At 67.1% G+C, this 13,518-nt stretch carries 15 protein-coding genes and 1 pseudogene; 4 read left to right on the top strand and 12 right to left on the bottom strand.

Annotation, left to right across the window (positions count from 1 at the left end; genetic code table 11):
* Window positions 1-149: 149 nt before the first annotated feature.
* Window positions 150-1,166, top strand: a complete 1,017-nt coding sequence (locus P0D62_RS10635) for a DinB/UmuC family translesion DNA polymerase (RefSeq protein WP_275702567.1) — start codon at window positions 150-152, stop codon at window positions 1,164-1,166.
* Window positions 1,167-1,205: 39 nt separating this feature from the next.
* Here P0D62_RS10635 and P0D62_RS10630 read toward each other — a convergent pair whose 3' ends face one another.
* The 5 genes from P0D62_RS10630 to P0D62_RS10610 all read right to left on the bottom strand — a co-directional run bounded on the left by P0D62_RS10630 (window position 1,206) and on the right by P0D62_RS10610 (window position 4,296).
* Window positions 1,206-1,565, bottom strand: a complete 360-nt coding sequence (locus P0D62_RS10630; protein WP_024356160.1) for a TFIIB-type zinc ribbon-containing protein — start codon at window positions 1,563-1,565, stop codon at window positions 1,206-1,208.
* Window positions 1,566-1,647: 82 nt separating this feature from the next.
* Window positions 1,648-2,262 carry a vitamin K epoxide reductase family protein gene (locus P0D62_RS10625; protein ID WP_017883891.1) on the bottom strand — a complete coding sequence of 205 codons (615 nt, stop codon included), beginning with the start codon at window positions 2,260-2,262 and terminating at the stop codon, window positions 1,648-1,650.
* Between the two features lie 101 nt (window positions 2,263-2,363).
* A complete protein-coding gene (locus tag P0D62_RS10620) occupies window positions 2,364-2,744 on the bottom strand; it encodes a cupredoxin domain-containing protein (protein WP_017883892.1) in 381 nt (126 codons plus the stop codon).
* A gap of 82 nt (window positions 2,745-2,826) precedes the next feature.
* Entirely contained in the window at window positions 2,827-3,885 is a 1,059-nt protein-coding gene (locus P0D62_RS10615; protein WP_024356162.1) for a CPBP family intramembrane glutamic endopeptidase, read from the bottom strand.
* 21 nt (window positions 3,886-3,906) lie between these two features.
* Window positions 3,907-4,296, bottom strand: a complete 390-nt coding sequence (locus tag P0D62_RS10610) for a hypothetical protein (RefSeq protein WP_024356163.1) — start codon at window positions 4,294-4,296, stop codon at window positions 3,907-3,909.
* A 147-nt stretch (window positions 4,297-4,443) separates the two neighbouring features.
* Here P0D62_RS10610 and P0D62_RS10605 point away from each other — a divergent pair, with 147 nt between their 5' ends.
* On the top strand, window positions 4,444-5,052 hold the full coding sequence (locus P0D62_RS10605) for a DUF5134 domain-containing protein (RefSeq protein ID WP_017883894.1): 609 nt from the start codon (window positions 4,444-4,446) through the stop codon (window positions 5,050-5,052).
* 8 nt (window positions 5,053-5,060) lie between these two features.
* Here the strand turns inward: P0D62_RS10605 and P0D62_RS10600 are convergent, their stop codons facing one another.
* The 6 genes from P0D62_RS10600 to P0D62_RS10575 all read right to left on the bottom strand — a co-directional run bounded on the left by P0D62_RS10600 (window position 5,061) and on the right by P0D62_RS10575 (window position 11,705).
* Window positions 5,061-5,876, bottom strand: coding sequence for a CPBP family intramembrane glutamic endopeptidase (locus P0D62_RS10600; RefSeq protein WP_017883895.1), 816 nt, complete (start codon window positions 5,874-5,876; stop codon window positions 5,061-5,063).
* Between the two features lie 14 nt (window positions 5,877-5,890).
* Complete coding sequence (locus P0D62_RS10595; protein ID WP_200114760.1) at window positions 5,891-8,131, bottom strand: heavy metal translocating P-type ATPase; 2,241 nt, start codon at window positions 8,129-8,131, stop codon at window positions 5,891-5,893.
* Entirely contained in the window at window positions 8,128-10,188 is a 2,061-nt protein-coding gene (locus P0D62_RS10590; RefSeq protein ID WP_017883897.1) for a cytochrome c oxidase assembly protein, read from the bottom strand. Before P0D62_RS10590 ends, P0D62_RS10595 begins: the two co-directional genes overlap by 4 nt.
* A complete protein-coding gene (locus P0D62_RS10585) occupies window positions 10,185-10,418 on the bottom strand; it encodes a heavy-metal-associated domain-containing protein (RefSeq protein WP_017883898.1) in 234 nt (77 codons plus the stop codon). The genes P0D62_RS10590 and P0D62_RS10585 overlap by 4 nt, the downstream gene beginning before the upstream one ends.
* Window positions 10,419-10,505: 87 nt before the next feature.
* Complete coding sequence (locus tag P0D62_RS10580; protein WP_017883899.1) at window positions 10,506-11,321, bottom strand: M56 family metallopeptidase; 816 nt, start codon at window positions 11,319-11,321, stop codon at window positions 10,506-10,508.
* Window positions 11,322-11,327: 6 nt separating this feature from the next.
* Entirely contained in the window at window positions 11,328-11,705 is a 378-nt protein-coding gene (locus P0D62_RS10575; protein ID WP_017883900.1) for a BlaI/MecI/CopY family transcriptional regulator, read from the bottom strand.
* A gap of 87 nt (window positions 11,706-11,792) precedes the next feature.
* Here P0D62_RS10575 and P0D62_RS10570 point away from each other — a divergent pair, with 87 nt between their 5' ends.
* Window positions 11,793-12,026 (top strand): hypothetical protein, encoded by a 234-nt coding sequence (locus tag P0D62_RS10570; RefSeq protein ID WP_017883901.1) that lies wholly within the window; start codon window positions 11,793-11,795, stop codon window positions 12,024-12,026.
* 135 nt (window positions 12,027-12,161) lie between these two features.
* Here P0D62_RS10570 and P0D62_RS10565 read toward each other — a convergent pair.
* Window positions 12,162-12,425, bottom strand: a pseudogene (locus tag P0D62_RS10565) (ArsR/SmtB family transcription factor); the annotation flags it as partial.
* Window positions 12,426-12,574: 149 nt separating this feature from the next.
* On the opposite strand from P0D62_RS10565, the gene P0D62_RS10560 reads away from it, so the two are divergent.
* On the top strand, window positions 12,575-13,516 hold the full coding sequence (locus P0D62_RS10560; RefSeq protein ID WP_024356167.1) for a cation diffusion facilitator family transporter: 942 nt from the start codon (window positions 12,575-12,577) through the stop codon (window positions 13,514-13,516).
* Window positions 13,517-13,518: the final 2 nt, after the last annotated feature.

Here is a 13,518-nt window from a genome sequence, read left to right as displayed (position 1 = left end):
CAGTTCGCGAGCCCATGCCGGCTTTGTCACCGGATGTTCACCTACCGTGCTCAGGCAGGGCTGCCAACGCCCTTCGCGCGTGACCTCCGCATCATCGACGAACAGTGCATGAAAAGTGCACTCTTCAACAATCGGACCTACCAGTAGAGGTGCTCGAGCGCTTCACGCACGAGCTCGACGTGTATTCGATCGACGAGGCGTTCGCCGCGGTGGATCGTCGGACTTCGGCCGATCCCGAGGCCATGTCGGTGCTCGGGCGCACAATCAGAGACGAGGTGCGCCGGCTCGTCGGCGTGCCCGTCTGCGTCGGGATCGCGCCGACCCGCACCCTCGCGAAGCTCGCGAACCGCGCGGCCAAGAAGATCCCGGTCTTCGAAGGGGTGTGCGTGTGGCCGGCGACGCGGGAGGCGTGGCGCGAGCAGCTGATGCGCCGACTGCCGGTCTCGGAGGTCTGGGGGATCGCGCGGCGCCTCGAGCGGCGGCTCGCAGGGTACGGCATCACCTCCGTGTGGGATCTCGCCACCGCGGATCCTGCGCAGATCCGACGCTGCTTTTCCGTGGTCGTCATGCGCACCGCGCTCGAGCTGCGCGGGGTCGCGTGCATCGGCCCGGAGGAGGATCGCACGGGGAAGAAAGACGAGGTGATCGTGTCGCGTTCCTTCTCAGAGAAGGTGACCACGATCGAGGGGATGCGGCAGGCACTCTCGATCTATGCGCAGCAGGCCGCGGCGCGCCTGGTGAAGCACTGCCAGGTGGCGAAGTCGGTGCAGGCGTTCGCCGGCACGAGTCACTGGCACGAGCAGCAGCACTATCCGGCTGTCCGGGTGCCGCTCCCCTATCCGACGGCAGATCCGGTCATGCTGACGCGAGCGGCACATCTGCTGCTCCCGCAGATTCAGGAGGGAACGCGGTATGCGCGGGCCGGGCTGCTGCTTACGGATCTGCACGCGGCTGAGGCGCACCAGGCCCTCGAGCTGTTCAGGCACATCCACGAGGATGCGAGTATCGCGCCGCTCGTGGACGCGGTGCAGAAGAAGGCCGGCCGAGAGGTGCTCGGGCTCGGCTATGGCGGTCTCCGGCCCGGCCCGGCCTGGCAGATGAAGCGTGGACTGCTGACGCCCAGGGCGACAACGCATTGGGACGAGCTCATGATCGTCCGGGCGTAGGGCCGACTACCGTCTGCAGCTACGACTGTGCTGAAGCTCTCAGGAGTCGAAGATGTCTCCGAGGAACTCGAAGGGACTCTTCTTTTTGCGGTAGCGGGGATCGCGTTGGCGATCGTCGGAGTAGCCGCCGCGTCGGTCACCGTGGTGGCCTTCTCGTCGGCGGTCGTCGTGATGACTGTCGCGACGTCGATCGTCGTACCGGGGTGCCTCGTAGTCGTCATAGCGGGGTTCTGCATACTGCGAGCCTGGCGCCGCGTCGCTTTCGGCCTGCATACGCTCGAGGATCTTGTCTAGCTCGCCCCGGTCGAGCCAGATGCCCCGGCACTGCGGGCAGTAGTCGACTTCGACTCCCTGTCGCTCGCTCATCAACAGGGTGGTTCCATCGCTGGGGCAGTTCATGATGTCAGCGTAAAGCAGCCGGGTCGCTCCCTGGCTGTGAAGTTGACTGCCGCAGCCTGGGAGTTCGTCGCGCGTTGCCGAGTCAGAGTCGGAACTCCAAGAGCCAGTCGACGGCGAGCTGCGCGACGGTGGCGACAATGACGAAGTGGAGGAGGATCGCGACCCATGCCCAGGACGCGAATCCTTTGAGCGCGCGCATGGCGGAGTCGCCCGGGAGGAGGAGGCCGTCGGCGCCGGCTTTCGCGACGGTGACCCACCAGAGCGGGATCATGGCCGTCCAGACGACCATGCACCAGGGGCAGAGGGTGCCGAGAGAGTAGAAGCTCTGGTACTGCAGCCAGGTGATGAAGACGATGCCTCCGAGGAGGCCGAGGCAGTAGAGCCGCCAGAACCATTGGGCGAAGTGTGCTCCGGCGAGGATCGCGGCCCCGACGAGGATCGGCGCGGTGAAGGCGGTGACGCCGATGATGGTGTTGGAGAACCCGAAGAGGGAACCCTGCCAGGAGTCCATGTTCGGCCCGCAGGTGACGAGCTTCGAGATGTTGCAGTTGGGCGCGTGGGTGGGTTCCTGCAGGGTCTTGATGTACTCGGTGAGCAGTTCGAAGGAGGCGAACCAGCCGACGATGCCGGCCACGATCGAGAACCAGGCGAAGCCGATGCGTCGTCGGCGTAGCGGTGTCTCAGCGCTCGTGGTCATGGTTCGAATCTACACCAGGGGAGGCTGAACGGATGACGGCTGCTCGATACGAATGCAGCGGCCGGGCAGAGGCGCTCTGCATGCGGGATCCTGGGCACGGGTCAGTCGGCCGTCACGTTGACGACGCCTTTCATCTCCGCGTGAATGGAACAGTCGTATTCGTAGCTGCCGGCCTGGTCGAAGACATGGGTGAAGCTGCCCTGTCGCATGAGATCGCTCACGAAGCTCGCATCCTGGGCGACGACATCGTGCTCGTTCTGTCCCTCGAACACCCAGCGCACCGCTTCGCCCTCGGCAACCTCGACCTCGGCTATGTCGTAGGCGTTGTCGTAGGCCCGTACCGTGACGGCGGGGGCGGCGTCCTCGGCAGAGGGGGTGACCTCGGGCTTCGTGGCGGCACAGGCGGCGAGTCCTCCGAGCAGGCCGACTGTTAGGACGGCTCCGAGGGCGTGCACGAGGATGCGGCGAGTGTCGGCGTCCATGGTGTCTCTCTTACTCTCGATTTCTGGGTTAGTGTGGGCGTGCGACGCGGGACTGCTCTCCCGGTGTCGACTCGGCGGCGCTCTACCGGGTTCCCCGCTCCTTCGGCGCGGAGGTGTGCTGGATGAGGTCGATGCGCTGCCGGCCGTACCCGCCCCGTGTGAAGACGCGCAGCGTGAGCCAGGCGAAGAGCGCAAGACCGGCGATCTGGCCGATCAGTCCGGCGGCGCTGCCGTCGCCTGTGGTCTGCGCGGTTTCCCCGGTGAGGCCCGACGCCATGATGCCGAAAGCGACGTAGTTGTTGACGACGTGGATCGCGATCGCTGCCTCGAGGCCGCCGGTGCGCCAGGTGAGCCAGGCGGATACTGCGCCAAGCAACCCGACGGCGAGGAGTCCCCAGATGTCGTAGATGTGGAGGGACGCGAAGCCGATCGAGGGGATCAGGATCGCGAACCAGGGGTTTCTGAGCCAGGCTCCCAGCACCTGCATGAAGAGTCCCCGGAAGACGATCTCTTCGGCAGTGGATTGCAGCGGCACCAGGAGCAGCACGAGCAGCATCGATAGCAGCGCGGCGCGTGCATCGAAGGCAGTCTCGTTCGCAGCCGCTGCAGGGTCGGTGGCGGGCTCGAGGAGCACGCCTGCGGCGATACCGACGAGGTTCATCACGGCGATCGCGAGCACGGAGATGACGAACAGTCGCCCGAGCAGCCCCCAGCGCATGCGGGCCGCGACTGACCAGATCAGGCCGATGGGCCGCATGCCGAGGACGAGCATCGCGAGCAGCACCGCCGGGAGCATGATGATGATCGACACCATGCTCACGAGTACCGAGACGGGCCGTTGGGTGTCGAGCGCCGCGGCAGTGCCGGCGGCGACCTGCGCCGGATAGTCGGGATCCGTGAGCAGGAGCACTGGGATGACGGCCACGGTGACTACCACGGTGAGGATGCCGAAGAAGGCCCCTGACAGCAGGAGCAGGGCGAGCGGTTTCCACCATCGGTAGGCGGAGGTGCCGCGCAGCAGGCTGTGGTAGTCGAGCGGTTCGGTCTCCATGATGCGCAGCTGCGGCGGCGTGCCCCGTGCCCAGCCCCAGGACGGCGACACTGCAGACGGCGCGTGGGGCTCGGACTCGGGGCTGGACATGCGGGGAACTGCGGTTGCGGCTCAGGCGGGGGCGTTCGTCGGCTGCTGCGCGCGGTAGCGGCGGGCGCGGACGAAGGAGGCGATGCCGACGGCGAGGAATACGAGGAGCACGACGAAGGTGACGGTGCTCGCGATCACGGCGTTCGGTCGCTCGGCGGTGCCGGCGAAGAGTTCCCCGATCTTCATCACGTTCATCGCGGTGCCGGCGATGCCGAGGAGGGCGATCGCGAGGGCGGCGTGGATCGCGTGGCGGCGGGCTTTCGGCGCGCGTGAGATGACGGCTGCGACGAGGATGAGCACGCCGAGTGCGGAGGGGATGAGTGCGGTCATGCTGCTCGCGTCGGACGCGAAGTAGGCGACGACGCCGGTGGCGGTGAGGATGCCGCCGACGGCGAAGGTGAGTCCGGTCATGGTCAGTATTCCTTTCGCAGACGCCGCAGGGGTTCTGGGCCGCGCCGGGCGCCCGGGATGTCTCCTCCCCTCCCCCGGGTTCGGGGAACCTCGAGGGATGCGGGCCTTGGCCCGTACTCTACATGATGTAGATGTAAGCTCGTGGGTATGCTGGCTTCCCCGTGGAATCTGATTCTCACCGTCGTCTTCGCGTTCACCGGGGTGTACTGCCTCGTGCGCCTCATCGCGCACCGGCCCCCTCCCGGCGCGCGGCGCGGCCCGGTGCTCGAGTCGATGGCGATCCATCTCATGCACCTGGTGATGAGCGCCGGGATGATCGCGATGTGCTGGATGATGTCGATTCCGGCGGCGTCGAACTGGGCGCAGATCGTGGTCTTCACCGTACTTGCGCTCGCCCTAGTGCCGGGGCTCTGGAAGGCGCCGTTGCCGGCCCGCCGCGTCGATCTCGCCGGGCATATCTGGCTCGCTGGCGCGATGGTGTGGATGATCGCGGCGATGCCGCTGCTCATGGCGGACATGGGCGGCGGGGAGCACGGTGGCGGCCACGGAGAGGCCGCTGATGAGGCGATGATGTTGGCGATGACCACCCCGGTGTGGGTGGACGTCGTCAACGTGGTGTTTGTGGCTGGAAGCGCAGCGATCGCACTGTGGTGGGCCTTCCGCGCGGCGACGGTTCGCGGGGATCGGTTGCACGCGCTCTGCCACTGCCTGATGGCGGCGGGGATGACGGCGATGCTGCTGCTCATGAACGGGTAGTCGGCCTGCTATGGCGCGACTTGGAAGAGAGTGGGCCAGAGCAGCAGCGCGAGCGGGTAGCCGACGAAGCTGACGATGTTGAGCAGCCAGTGCGCGACGATGAGCGGCAACGACCTCCCCCAGCGGTGGTAGACCCAGCCGAAGAGGAGCCCCATGACCACGTTGCCGATGAATGCGCCGATGCCCTGGTAGAGGTGGTAGCTGCCGCGCAGCAGTGCGCTTGAGACGATGGTGGAGATCGGGCCGACCCCGAGGCGTCGCATACGGTCGAAGAAGTAGGCGACGACGATGAGTTCCTCGCCGAGAGCTGCACGCAGGGCGGAGAGGATCAGCACGGGCACCGTCCACCAGTAGGCGTCGAGGGCGGTCGGTACGACGTTCGCGTTGATCCCGATGATGCGCGAGAAGAGGTAGAACGCGAGCCCCGGGATCCCGATCGCAGCCGCGAGCACGACACCCCAGCCGGTGTCTGCCAGCCACCACCGGCCGCCCCTGCCGGGGAGCCGTCCGAGGCCGAGGTTTCCCAGGTGCGGGGCCGCTGTGCGCCAGAGCAGATACGCCACGAGCGCGACGGGTGCGAGTTCCCCCACGAAGCCGAGCAGCTGGTAGGCGAGGTCGAAGAGGGGCTGCTCGGCCAGCGGCCGGTTGATGGTGGCGGTCTGGGAGGCGAGCGCGGTCTCCTGGCTGAGGCGGCGCAGGATCGTGATGATCGACTGCACGCCCGCGTAGCCGAAAGACAGTGCGAGCACGATCGCGAGCTCCCAGCGCAGTCGACGCTTCGAGATCGGGGCAACGTCGAAGCGCGCGTATTGGGGTGGTCGCACCTTTGAGAGCCCGTCTATATCCGGCGGCGGTAGTTCTGCAGCCGAAGGCTGTTGAAGACGACGAGCACCGAGGAGAGTGCCATGGCGCCGGCGGCGATGAGGGGATTCAGTAAGCCGGCAGCGGCGATCGGGATCGCGGCGAGGTTGTAGCCGAACGCCCAGCCGAGGTTCACGCGGATGGTGCGAAGGGTGCGACGGGAGAGCTCGATCGCCTCGGGGATCACGGCGAGGTCTTCCCGAACGAGGATGACGTCGGCCGATTTGAGGGCGATGTCGGTGCCGGAGACGACGGCGAGGCCGAGGTCGGCGGCGGCGAGGGCGACGGCGTCGTTGATGCCGTCGCCGACCATCGCGACCCGCTCTCCCGCCGCTTGCAGCTCGCGAATCGCATCGCCTTTCTCGGCGGGCAGCACTTCTGCGGAGACGCGGTCGATGCCGAGGGTGTCGGCGATCTCCTCTGCGGCCGTTCGGGAGTCGCCGGTGAGCAGCACGGTGGTGAGGCCCTGTTGCTGCAGCGCTTGGATTGCAGCACGGGCGTTCGGCTTGATGGTGTCGGCGAGTCCGAAGCGCCCGATCAGGCGTCCTGCCTGGGAGACGAACACGGTCGATTCCGTGGCGTCGGCCTCGGTGAGGTAGACGCGGGCGGCACCGGTCGAGACGCCCTGCTCGTCCAGGTAGGCGAGGCTGCCGATGTGGACGGTGTCGCCGGCGACGGTGCCGGAGGCGCCCCGGCCGGGCACGGCGATGAAGTCTCTGACGGGGTCGAGGTCGGCGATCTGCTGCTTCGCGGCCGCGACGATGGCACGGGCGATGAGGTGCTCCGATCCCTGCTCCACGGAGGCGGCGACGCGTAGCAGCTCGTGCTCGGCGACGCCGGGAACGGTGGCGATGCTGCGCACGGTCATCTCGCCGGTGGTGAGGGTACCGGTCTTGTCGAGCACCACGGTGGTGATCGTGCCGCTCGCCTCGAGCGCGTCCTGCCCCTTCACGAGGATGCCGAGGCTGGCGCCCCGGCCGATGCCGACCATGAGCGCGGTCGGAGTGGCGAGCCCGAGGGCGCATGGGCAGGCAATGATGAGGGTGGAGATCCCGATCCCGAAGGCCTCTTCAAAGGAGCGGCCGGCGAGCATCCACCCAGTGGTGACGAGGATGGCGAGAACGATCACTCCGGGTACGAAGTAGCGGGTGACGCGGTCGACGAGGGTCTGCACGCGGGCTTTGCGGGCCTGGGCTTGTTCGGCGAGGGCGGTCATCTGCGCGAGCTGGGTGTGTGCGCCGACCGAGCTCGTGCGCACTTCGAGGCGGCCGTTGGTGCTGATCGTGCCGCCGATCACCGCATCGCCGCTCGAGGCAGTGACGGGGAGCGGTTCGCCGGTGAGCATGCTGGCGTCGATGTCGGCGCTACCGACGATGATGGTGCCGTCGGCGGGGAGAGTTTCGCCGGGGAGCACGACGAACACGTCGTCGACGCGGAGTTCCGTGGCGGGCCTGATCTCCTCGGTGCCGTCGCGCTGGATGCGGACGTGCGTGGCGGCAAGCTCGCTGAGAGCGCCGAGCACGTCGCCGGCTTTGCGGCGTGAGCGGGTTTCGAAGTAGCGGCCGGCGAGCTGAAAGGTGGTCATGCCGGCGGCGACGTCCAGATAGATGGCGTTTGCCCCCTCGGGAGTGGCGCCGATGCCAAGCCAGTATCCGGCCCCGCTCCCCTCGATACCGAGTAGCAGCGTCACAACCGACCAGCCGAAGGACGCGGCGATGCCGAGGGAGACGAGGGTATCCATGCTGACGTCGCCGTGGCGGAGGTTTCTGAGGGTGGCCTTGTGGAACGGCCAGGCCGCCCAGGTGACGATCGGCACGGCGAGGGCGACGCAGAGCCATTCCCAGCCGGGGAAGCGCCACTCGGGGACGAGGGCGAGCACGATCGTGAGATCCATGAGCGGCACGGTGAGCACGGCGGCGAGGATGAGCCGTCTGCGCAGCGAGGTGATGCGCACTTCGGTAGCGCGCTTTGACCAGGCGTCGTCGGCGTCGTCGTGGATGCGCGCCCCGTAGCCGGCTTTCTCGACGCGCTCGAGTGCTTCGCTCGCGCGAGCGGCGCCGAGGCCAGAGACGATGGCGCGCTCGGTCGCGTAGTTCACGCTCGCGGTGACACCCTCGATCTTGTTCAGGGCGCGCTCGACGCGTCCCGCGCAGGCGGCGCAGGTCATGCCTGAGACGTCGAGCTGCAACGGCTCGACGACGTCGGGGGCGAGGGTCACGACTGGGGCTCCTCTTCGCTCCGGGGCGCGGGTCGTCCAGGGCCTGCGGCTTGCCGTCGATTGGCGAGAGTTTCGAGCATCTTGTTGTAGTCGTCGAACTCCTCATCGCGGCCGGAGTCCAGGTGTCGATCCTTGCGGCGGGCCTCTTTCGCGTCCTGCCGCGACCATTGGATGCCGAGCGCGATGATGACGAGCAGCAGCGGCAGCTCGCCGCCAGCCCAGGCGACGCCGCCGCCGAGGTATTGGGAGGCTTGGAGGTTTGTCCAGGGCAGCCCGAAGTAGAGGTAGAAGTTCTCCGCGATCCACTCGCCATCAGCCATCATCAGGATCACGCCGAAGAACGCGTGGAACGGCATCGCGGCGAGCACGAAGCCGAGCTTGCCGATGTGCGGGAGGGGGCGCGGCGGTCGGTCGACCCCGATTACGAGCCCGTAGAAGAGGTACCCGGCGATGATGAAGTGGACGTTCATGAGCTGGTGCGCCCAGTGGAACCGCATGCCCTCTTCGAAGATCCCGGTGAAGTACAGCCCGTAGTAGGAGCCGACGAAGAGCACGAACACGAACAGCGGGTTGTAGACGAGGCGGAGCGCCTTCCAGTGCAGCATCCAGGTGATCCAGAGGTGCAGGCCTGCTGGTCTGGTGGGGTCTGCGCGGGTCGCCCGCAGCAGCAGGGTGATGATGCCGCCCATCACCAGGAGGATCGGGGCGAGCATGTTCAGGCTCATGTGCACGATCATGTGCGTGCCGAAGTCGGGGGCGGAGTACTTGCCGAAGCCCGAGCTCGTGGCGAAGACGATGACGCACCACCCGCCGATCCAGGAGACCGTGCGGCCGATCGGCCACCGGTCGCCGCGCGTGCGTAGCACGCGCACCGCCCAGAGGTAGGCGGCGATGGCGGCGATCGCGAGCACGATGAAGAGGAGATTGGGCCGCCAGTGCGTCAACCACACGAGCATCGAGGGTGCCTCGTCGACGTCGAAGCCGAGGAACACCTGGGAGATGCTGGTGGGCTGGAAGTAGTGGGGTGGCGGGATCCTCGTCATCGCCGCGGTGATCCCGATCCATCCGGTGATCGCTAGGGTCGCGATGGCGGGCGGCAGGGCAGCGGGCTGTGCCGGGTTTGCGCGCTGGGCCGCGCGCCAGCCGAGCAGGGCGACGGTGAGGAGTGCCAGGCATGCCCAGCGTGCGAGGATCTGCCAGCCCGTCTCGGACTCGAGGAGGCTCGATCCGGCAAGCTTGAACCAGGTCAGAACGAGGTCGGTGGCGATGATGAGCGCAATGCCCGCGAGCACGAAGCTGGTGAGGCGGGTGACGATGACCGGGTCGAGGGTGCGGCCGCTCGCGGCGCGGATGGCGGCGATGAGGATGACGCCGAAGACTGCTCCGGTGGCGAGGGTTTGATAGGTGCCGGCGTCGCTGCCGAGGTCGTGATTCGGGCCGACGAGGATCTGCCCGACGACCACGGGGGCGAGGATGCCGAAGCAGGTCACCCAGAGCGGGATGAGGAGTCCTGTCCACCGGGTGACGAACTGGCAGACGAGTGAGGTGATGACGGCGGCGACCAGCGACACCGTCCAGGCTCGCGGGAAGGCGCTCGTCTCGTAGAGGAAGGCGAATGCGCCCGGCTCCGTGAGACGCGCGAGGGGCATGCCGCTGCTGTCGAGCGATTCGAAGACCACCATGCCTGCCGACACCATCGCCCAGGCGACCGAGGCGATACGCAGCAGGGCGAGTTCGAGGCATGGCTCGATCCGTTTGGCCTGTTTGCCGCGAGCGTCACGGAAGAACAGGAGGTACAGCAGGGCGCCGAGGGTGAGCATGGCGGCGAGATCGCCGAGTCCCTGCCCGAGCGCGGTCGGCACGGCGACGTCGAAGCCAGGGAAGGTGAGGTAGATCTGTTCATAGGCGGCCGGCCCGATGCGGAGCGTGGCGACGATCGGGGGGACGATGATCGCAAGGAGACCGAATGCCGCGATCGCCAGAGCGACGGCGGTGCGACGTGGCGAGCGCTCCCGTGAGGCCTGAGCGGGCGTGGTCGTGGCCGCGCTGCTGCTCATCGTGCCCGCTCGCGGATGGCGGTGAGTTCGAAGCCGGCCTCGCTGACGGCCTGCGTGAGGGCGTTGGTGCTGAGGGGGTGGGCGACGTCGAGGATCACCCGGCCGGAGGTCACGTCGACGTCGACGTTCTCGACGCCGCTGAGCGCGCTGAGCACCGTGGTCAACGTCTGAGCGCAGTGGCTGCAGGTCATGCCGTTGACGGTGAGCTCCTGCTTGCTGGTCACGTCCATCGCCGTCGTCCTCTCCTCGGGATACTCGCTTAAGACTACAAGATGTAGACGTACGCGAGCTTGGCGCGGGCAGCCGGCGCGACGAGGTCAGCGCAACTGTGCGGCGGCGTGCAGGCCCTGCGGGATGCGGCGTCGCTGCGGGGTAGGCCAGCGTTTCCGGGTGAGGCGCTCGGCTCGGAGGGTCATGCCGACATCGTGCGTCGCGGCTGCGAGGACGATGAGTGCATTCGCGAGGTGTGCGGCCCCGACTTGACGGGCGGCGGCATCGTCGGCAGCGAGCTCAATCTGCAGGCGGGTGGCGCGTTCGAGCGCTCGGCTGGCTCGGGTACCCGGCAGGACGAGCGTGTTGAGCTGGGCAATGCGGATGGCGAGTCCGTGCTGGTGGCGCAGATGGGCGAACTCGTGGGCGAGCACGGCTTGCAACTGCGGCGGGGTGAGGAGCTGCTCCATGGCTGAGGAGACGAAGATCTCGGGACGTCTGCCGGGGACAGCATAGGCTTCGGGCGTCTCCGAGTGGAAGCGGACGAGGGTGAATCCGATGTGCTCGTCTCTCGCATAGGCGACAGCGTGGGAGTGGGAGGCCGGGCGCAGGGACTGCAGCGAGCCGGCGAAGGTGAAGGCGAAGACGAGGAAGACGCCGGAGATCCCGGCGGCGACCCAGATCACCGCTGATACGGTCACGCTGGTGGTGTGCGGGATGGTGTGCCGCAGCGACTCGACCGCGACGATGCCGAGGGCGATGCCGGCGAGGGCGGTCGCGATGCCCACGCCGAACGACCCGAACCAGACCGTCAGCGCGGCTCTCGGGTGGAAGAGGTGCCAGCGTCCTGCGGTGAGCACGCGCGGGCAGAGCACGGCGAGCGCGAGGGCCGTGCCCAGGAGAACTAGGGCAAGGAGCAGCACGGTCGGTTATCCTTCGGGCTTCGCCTCGCCGAAGGCGTCCATGAGCGCGGCGACGTCGTCTTCGGCGAGATTCCCGGCGAAGGCGAGCAGGGCGGCCCGCCGGTCGGCGGCCTGCTCGAGCGCGGAGGTCATCGTCTCGCTCGCCTCCTTCTCACTTGATCGCAGCGGTCGGAAGCTGATCTTCCGGGGCGAGTCGCCGATCCGTTCGACGCGGCCTTTCCCTTCCAAGCGGGTAAGTGCCGTCATGAGCGTCGTGTAGGCCGGCACGGGTTCGCTGAACATGGTCTGCAGTTCGCGCGCGCTCACGGCGCGCTCCTGTTCGTGGAGTCGTTGCATGACCTCGTCTTCGAGACCGCCCCATTCGCGTTTGCGCACCCCGGCCATGTCGTACCCTCCTCGTCGATGATTTTTACTCTACATCTCGTCGAGTTATTGCATTGTTCTCACAGCATGCAACAGTAGCCTCTGCGCATGGAGAACTGGTGGGCGAACGCGCTCTGGTCGCTCACCCCGTCGGTGATCATCGGCGCCTTCTTCTGGTTCGTGATCCGCGCGATCTCTCGGGCCGATCGCACGGAGCGCCGGGTCTATAAGCAGATCGAGGCCGAGGAGCGCGCGAAAGCTGGTCTCCCGCCGAAACAGCAGCCTCCCGCGCAGTCGCCGGCGGCTGCCGAGCCCGCGCCTGTCGAAGAGACGCCGGAGTGAGCACGCTGGCCGGTCAGTCAGCGGTGATGCCCTCATGATGCCCTCATGATGCATGGGGCACAAGCGGACGGCGTCCCCGGTGAGAGCTAGCATCTTCTCGGCTGCTGCGAGGATCGCAACGACGGCGTCGGGATGCGCGAGCGAGTACATCGAGGCCCGCCCCTCGGCTCGCGAGACGACCATGCCGGTGTCTTTCAAGCAGGCGAGATGCTTGGAGACGGTGCTCTGGGAGAGACCGAGGTGCTTCACCAGGTCGACCACGCGGTGCTCCCCGAGTTGCAGATGCTGCAGGATCACCAGTCGGGAAGGATCGCCGAGGCTATGGAAGAGGGCTGCCGCAGAGGTCAGCGCCTCGGCTTCGGCAATCGTCGGCAGCTCATGAGAACGTTCGGCTTGCATCGTCATATCACGATGTTATCTCCGAATCGGCAATCACTCTAGGTCGGAGGCAGCCGCGACTTATTGGCGAAAGATAACATCGCCAAACGACGATGTTATCTATATAGTGAAGTGTATTGACCAGTACCGAATGAGAACGGAGATCTCGAATGGGCGCAGGACATGATCACGGCCCGGGCGTGGCCGAGGCGGGACAGCCCGGCGACTATCGCCGTAAGCTCTGGATCGCCTTCGGCATCACCGCAACGATCGTCGTCGCGCAGGCCGTGGGTTCCGTCGTCACCGGAAGCCTCGCACTGCTCACTGACACCGCGCATGCCATCACCGACGCCTCGGGGCTGCTGGTCGCGCTGATCGCGGCGACACTGATGCTGCGGCCGGCGACGTCGACGCGCACCTGGGGGTTCCGCCGGATCGAGGTGATCGCCGCGCTCGGGCAGGCGACGCTACTGCTCGTGGTCGGCTTTTACACCGCCATCGAGGGCATCCGGCGCCTATTCGAACCGCCGGAGGTGCCTGCGACCGAGCTGCTGGTCTTCGGTATCGTCGGCCTCGCCGCGAACATCACCGCCATCCTCATTCTCTCCTCGAGCCGAGGCGCAAACTTCAATATGCGCGCCGCATTCCTCGAGGTGCTCAACGACGCGCTCGGCTCCCTGGGCGTGATCGTCGCCGCCATCGTGATCGCCACCACGGGCTTCCAGCGCGCCGACGCCCTCGCCGGCCTCTTCATCGCCGCGCTCATCGTGCCCCGCGCCTTCAAGCTGATGCGCGAGACGACGAGCGTGCTCATGGAGTTCACCCCCAAGGGCCTCAATCTCGACGAGGTGCGTGCGCACATCCTCGAGCTCGAGCACGTCAAGGATGTGCACGACCTGCACGCTTCGACGGTCGCGACCGGTCTGCCGACGATCACCGCGCATGTCGTCGTCGAGGATGAATGCTTCACCGACGGGCATGCTGCCGAAGTGCTCCATGCGGTGAAGGAGTGCGTAGCGGAGCACTTCGAGGTGTCGGTCAACCACTCGACCTTCCAGATCGAGACGGCGCACATCAGCGACGACGAGCCGGTGGGCGTCAAGCACCCATGAGC

This window comes from Tessaracoccus caeni (genome assembly GCF_029211185.1).
Taxonomy (GTDB): domain Bacteria; phylum Actinomycetota; class Actinomycetes; order Propionibacteriales; family Propionibacteriaceae; genus Arachnia; species Arachnia caeni.
The sequence above is the reverse complement of the archived record's forward strand: the minus strand, read 5'-3'. Positions and strand labels throughout refer to the sequence as shown.

What these genes read in the sequence shown, in the direction of transcription:
- P0D62_RS10590 (WP_017883897.1), bottom strand. Translation starts at nt 10,188, where the DNA reads ATGAGCAGCAGCGCGGCCACGACCACGCCCGCTCAGGCCTCACGGGAG.
- P0D62_RS10585 (WP_017883898.1), bottom strand. Translation starts at nt 10,418, where the DNA reads ATGGACGTGACCAGCAAGCAGGAGCTCACCGTCAACGGCATGACCTGC.
- P0D62_RS10605 (WP_017883894.1), top strand. Translation starts at nt 4,444, where the DNA reads ATGCTGGCTTCCCCGTGGAATCTGATTCTCACCGTCGTCTTCGCGTTC.
- P0D62_RS10575 (WP_017883900.1), bottom strand. Translation starts at nt 11,705, where the DNA reads ATGGCCGGGGTGCGCAAACGCGAATGGGGCGGTCTCGAAGACGAGGTC.
- P0D62_RS10625 (WP_017883891.1), bottom strand. Translation starts at nt 2,262, where the DNA reads ATGACCACGAGCGCTGAGACACCGCTACGCCGACGACGCATCGGCTTC.
- P0D62_RS10560 (WP_024356167.1), top strand. Translation starts at nt 12,575, where the DNA reads ATGGGCGCAGGACATGATCACGGCCCGGGCGTGGCCGAGGCGGGACAG.
- P0D62_RS10630 (WP_024356160.1), bottom strand. Translation starts at nt 1,565, where the DNA reads ATGAACTGCCCCAGCGATGGAACCACCCTGTTGATGAGCGAGCGACAG.
- P0D62_RS10615 (WP_024356162.1), bottom strand. Translation starts at nt 3,885, where the DNA reads ATGTCCAGCCCCGAGTCCGAGCCCCACGCGCCGTCTGCAGTGTCGCCG.
- P0D62_RS10620 (WP_017883892.1), bottom strand. Translation starts at nt 2,744, where the DNA reads ATGGACGCCGACACTCGCCGCATCCTCGTGCACGCCCTCGGAGCCGTC.
- P0D62_RS10610 (WP_024356163.1), bottom strand. Translation starts at nt 4,296, where the DNA reads ATGACCGGACTCACCTTCGCCGTCGGCGGCATCCTCACCGCCACCGGC.
- P0D62_RS10570 (WP_017883901.1), top strand. Translation starts at nt 11,793, where the DNA reads ATGGAGAACTGGTGGGCGAACGCGCTCTGGTCGCTCACCCCGTCGGTG.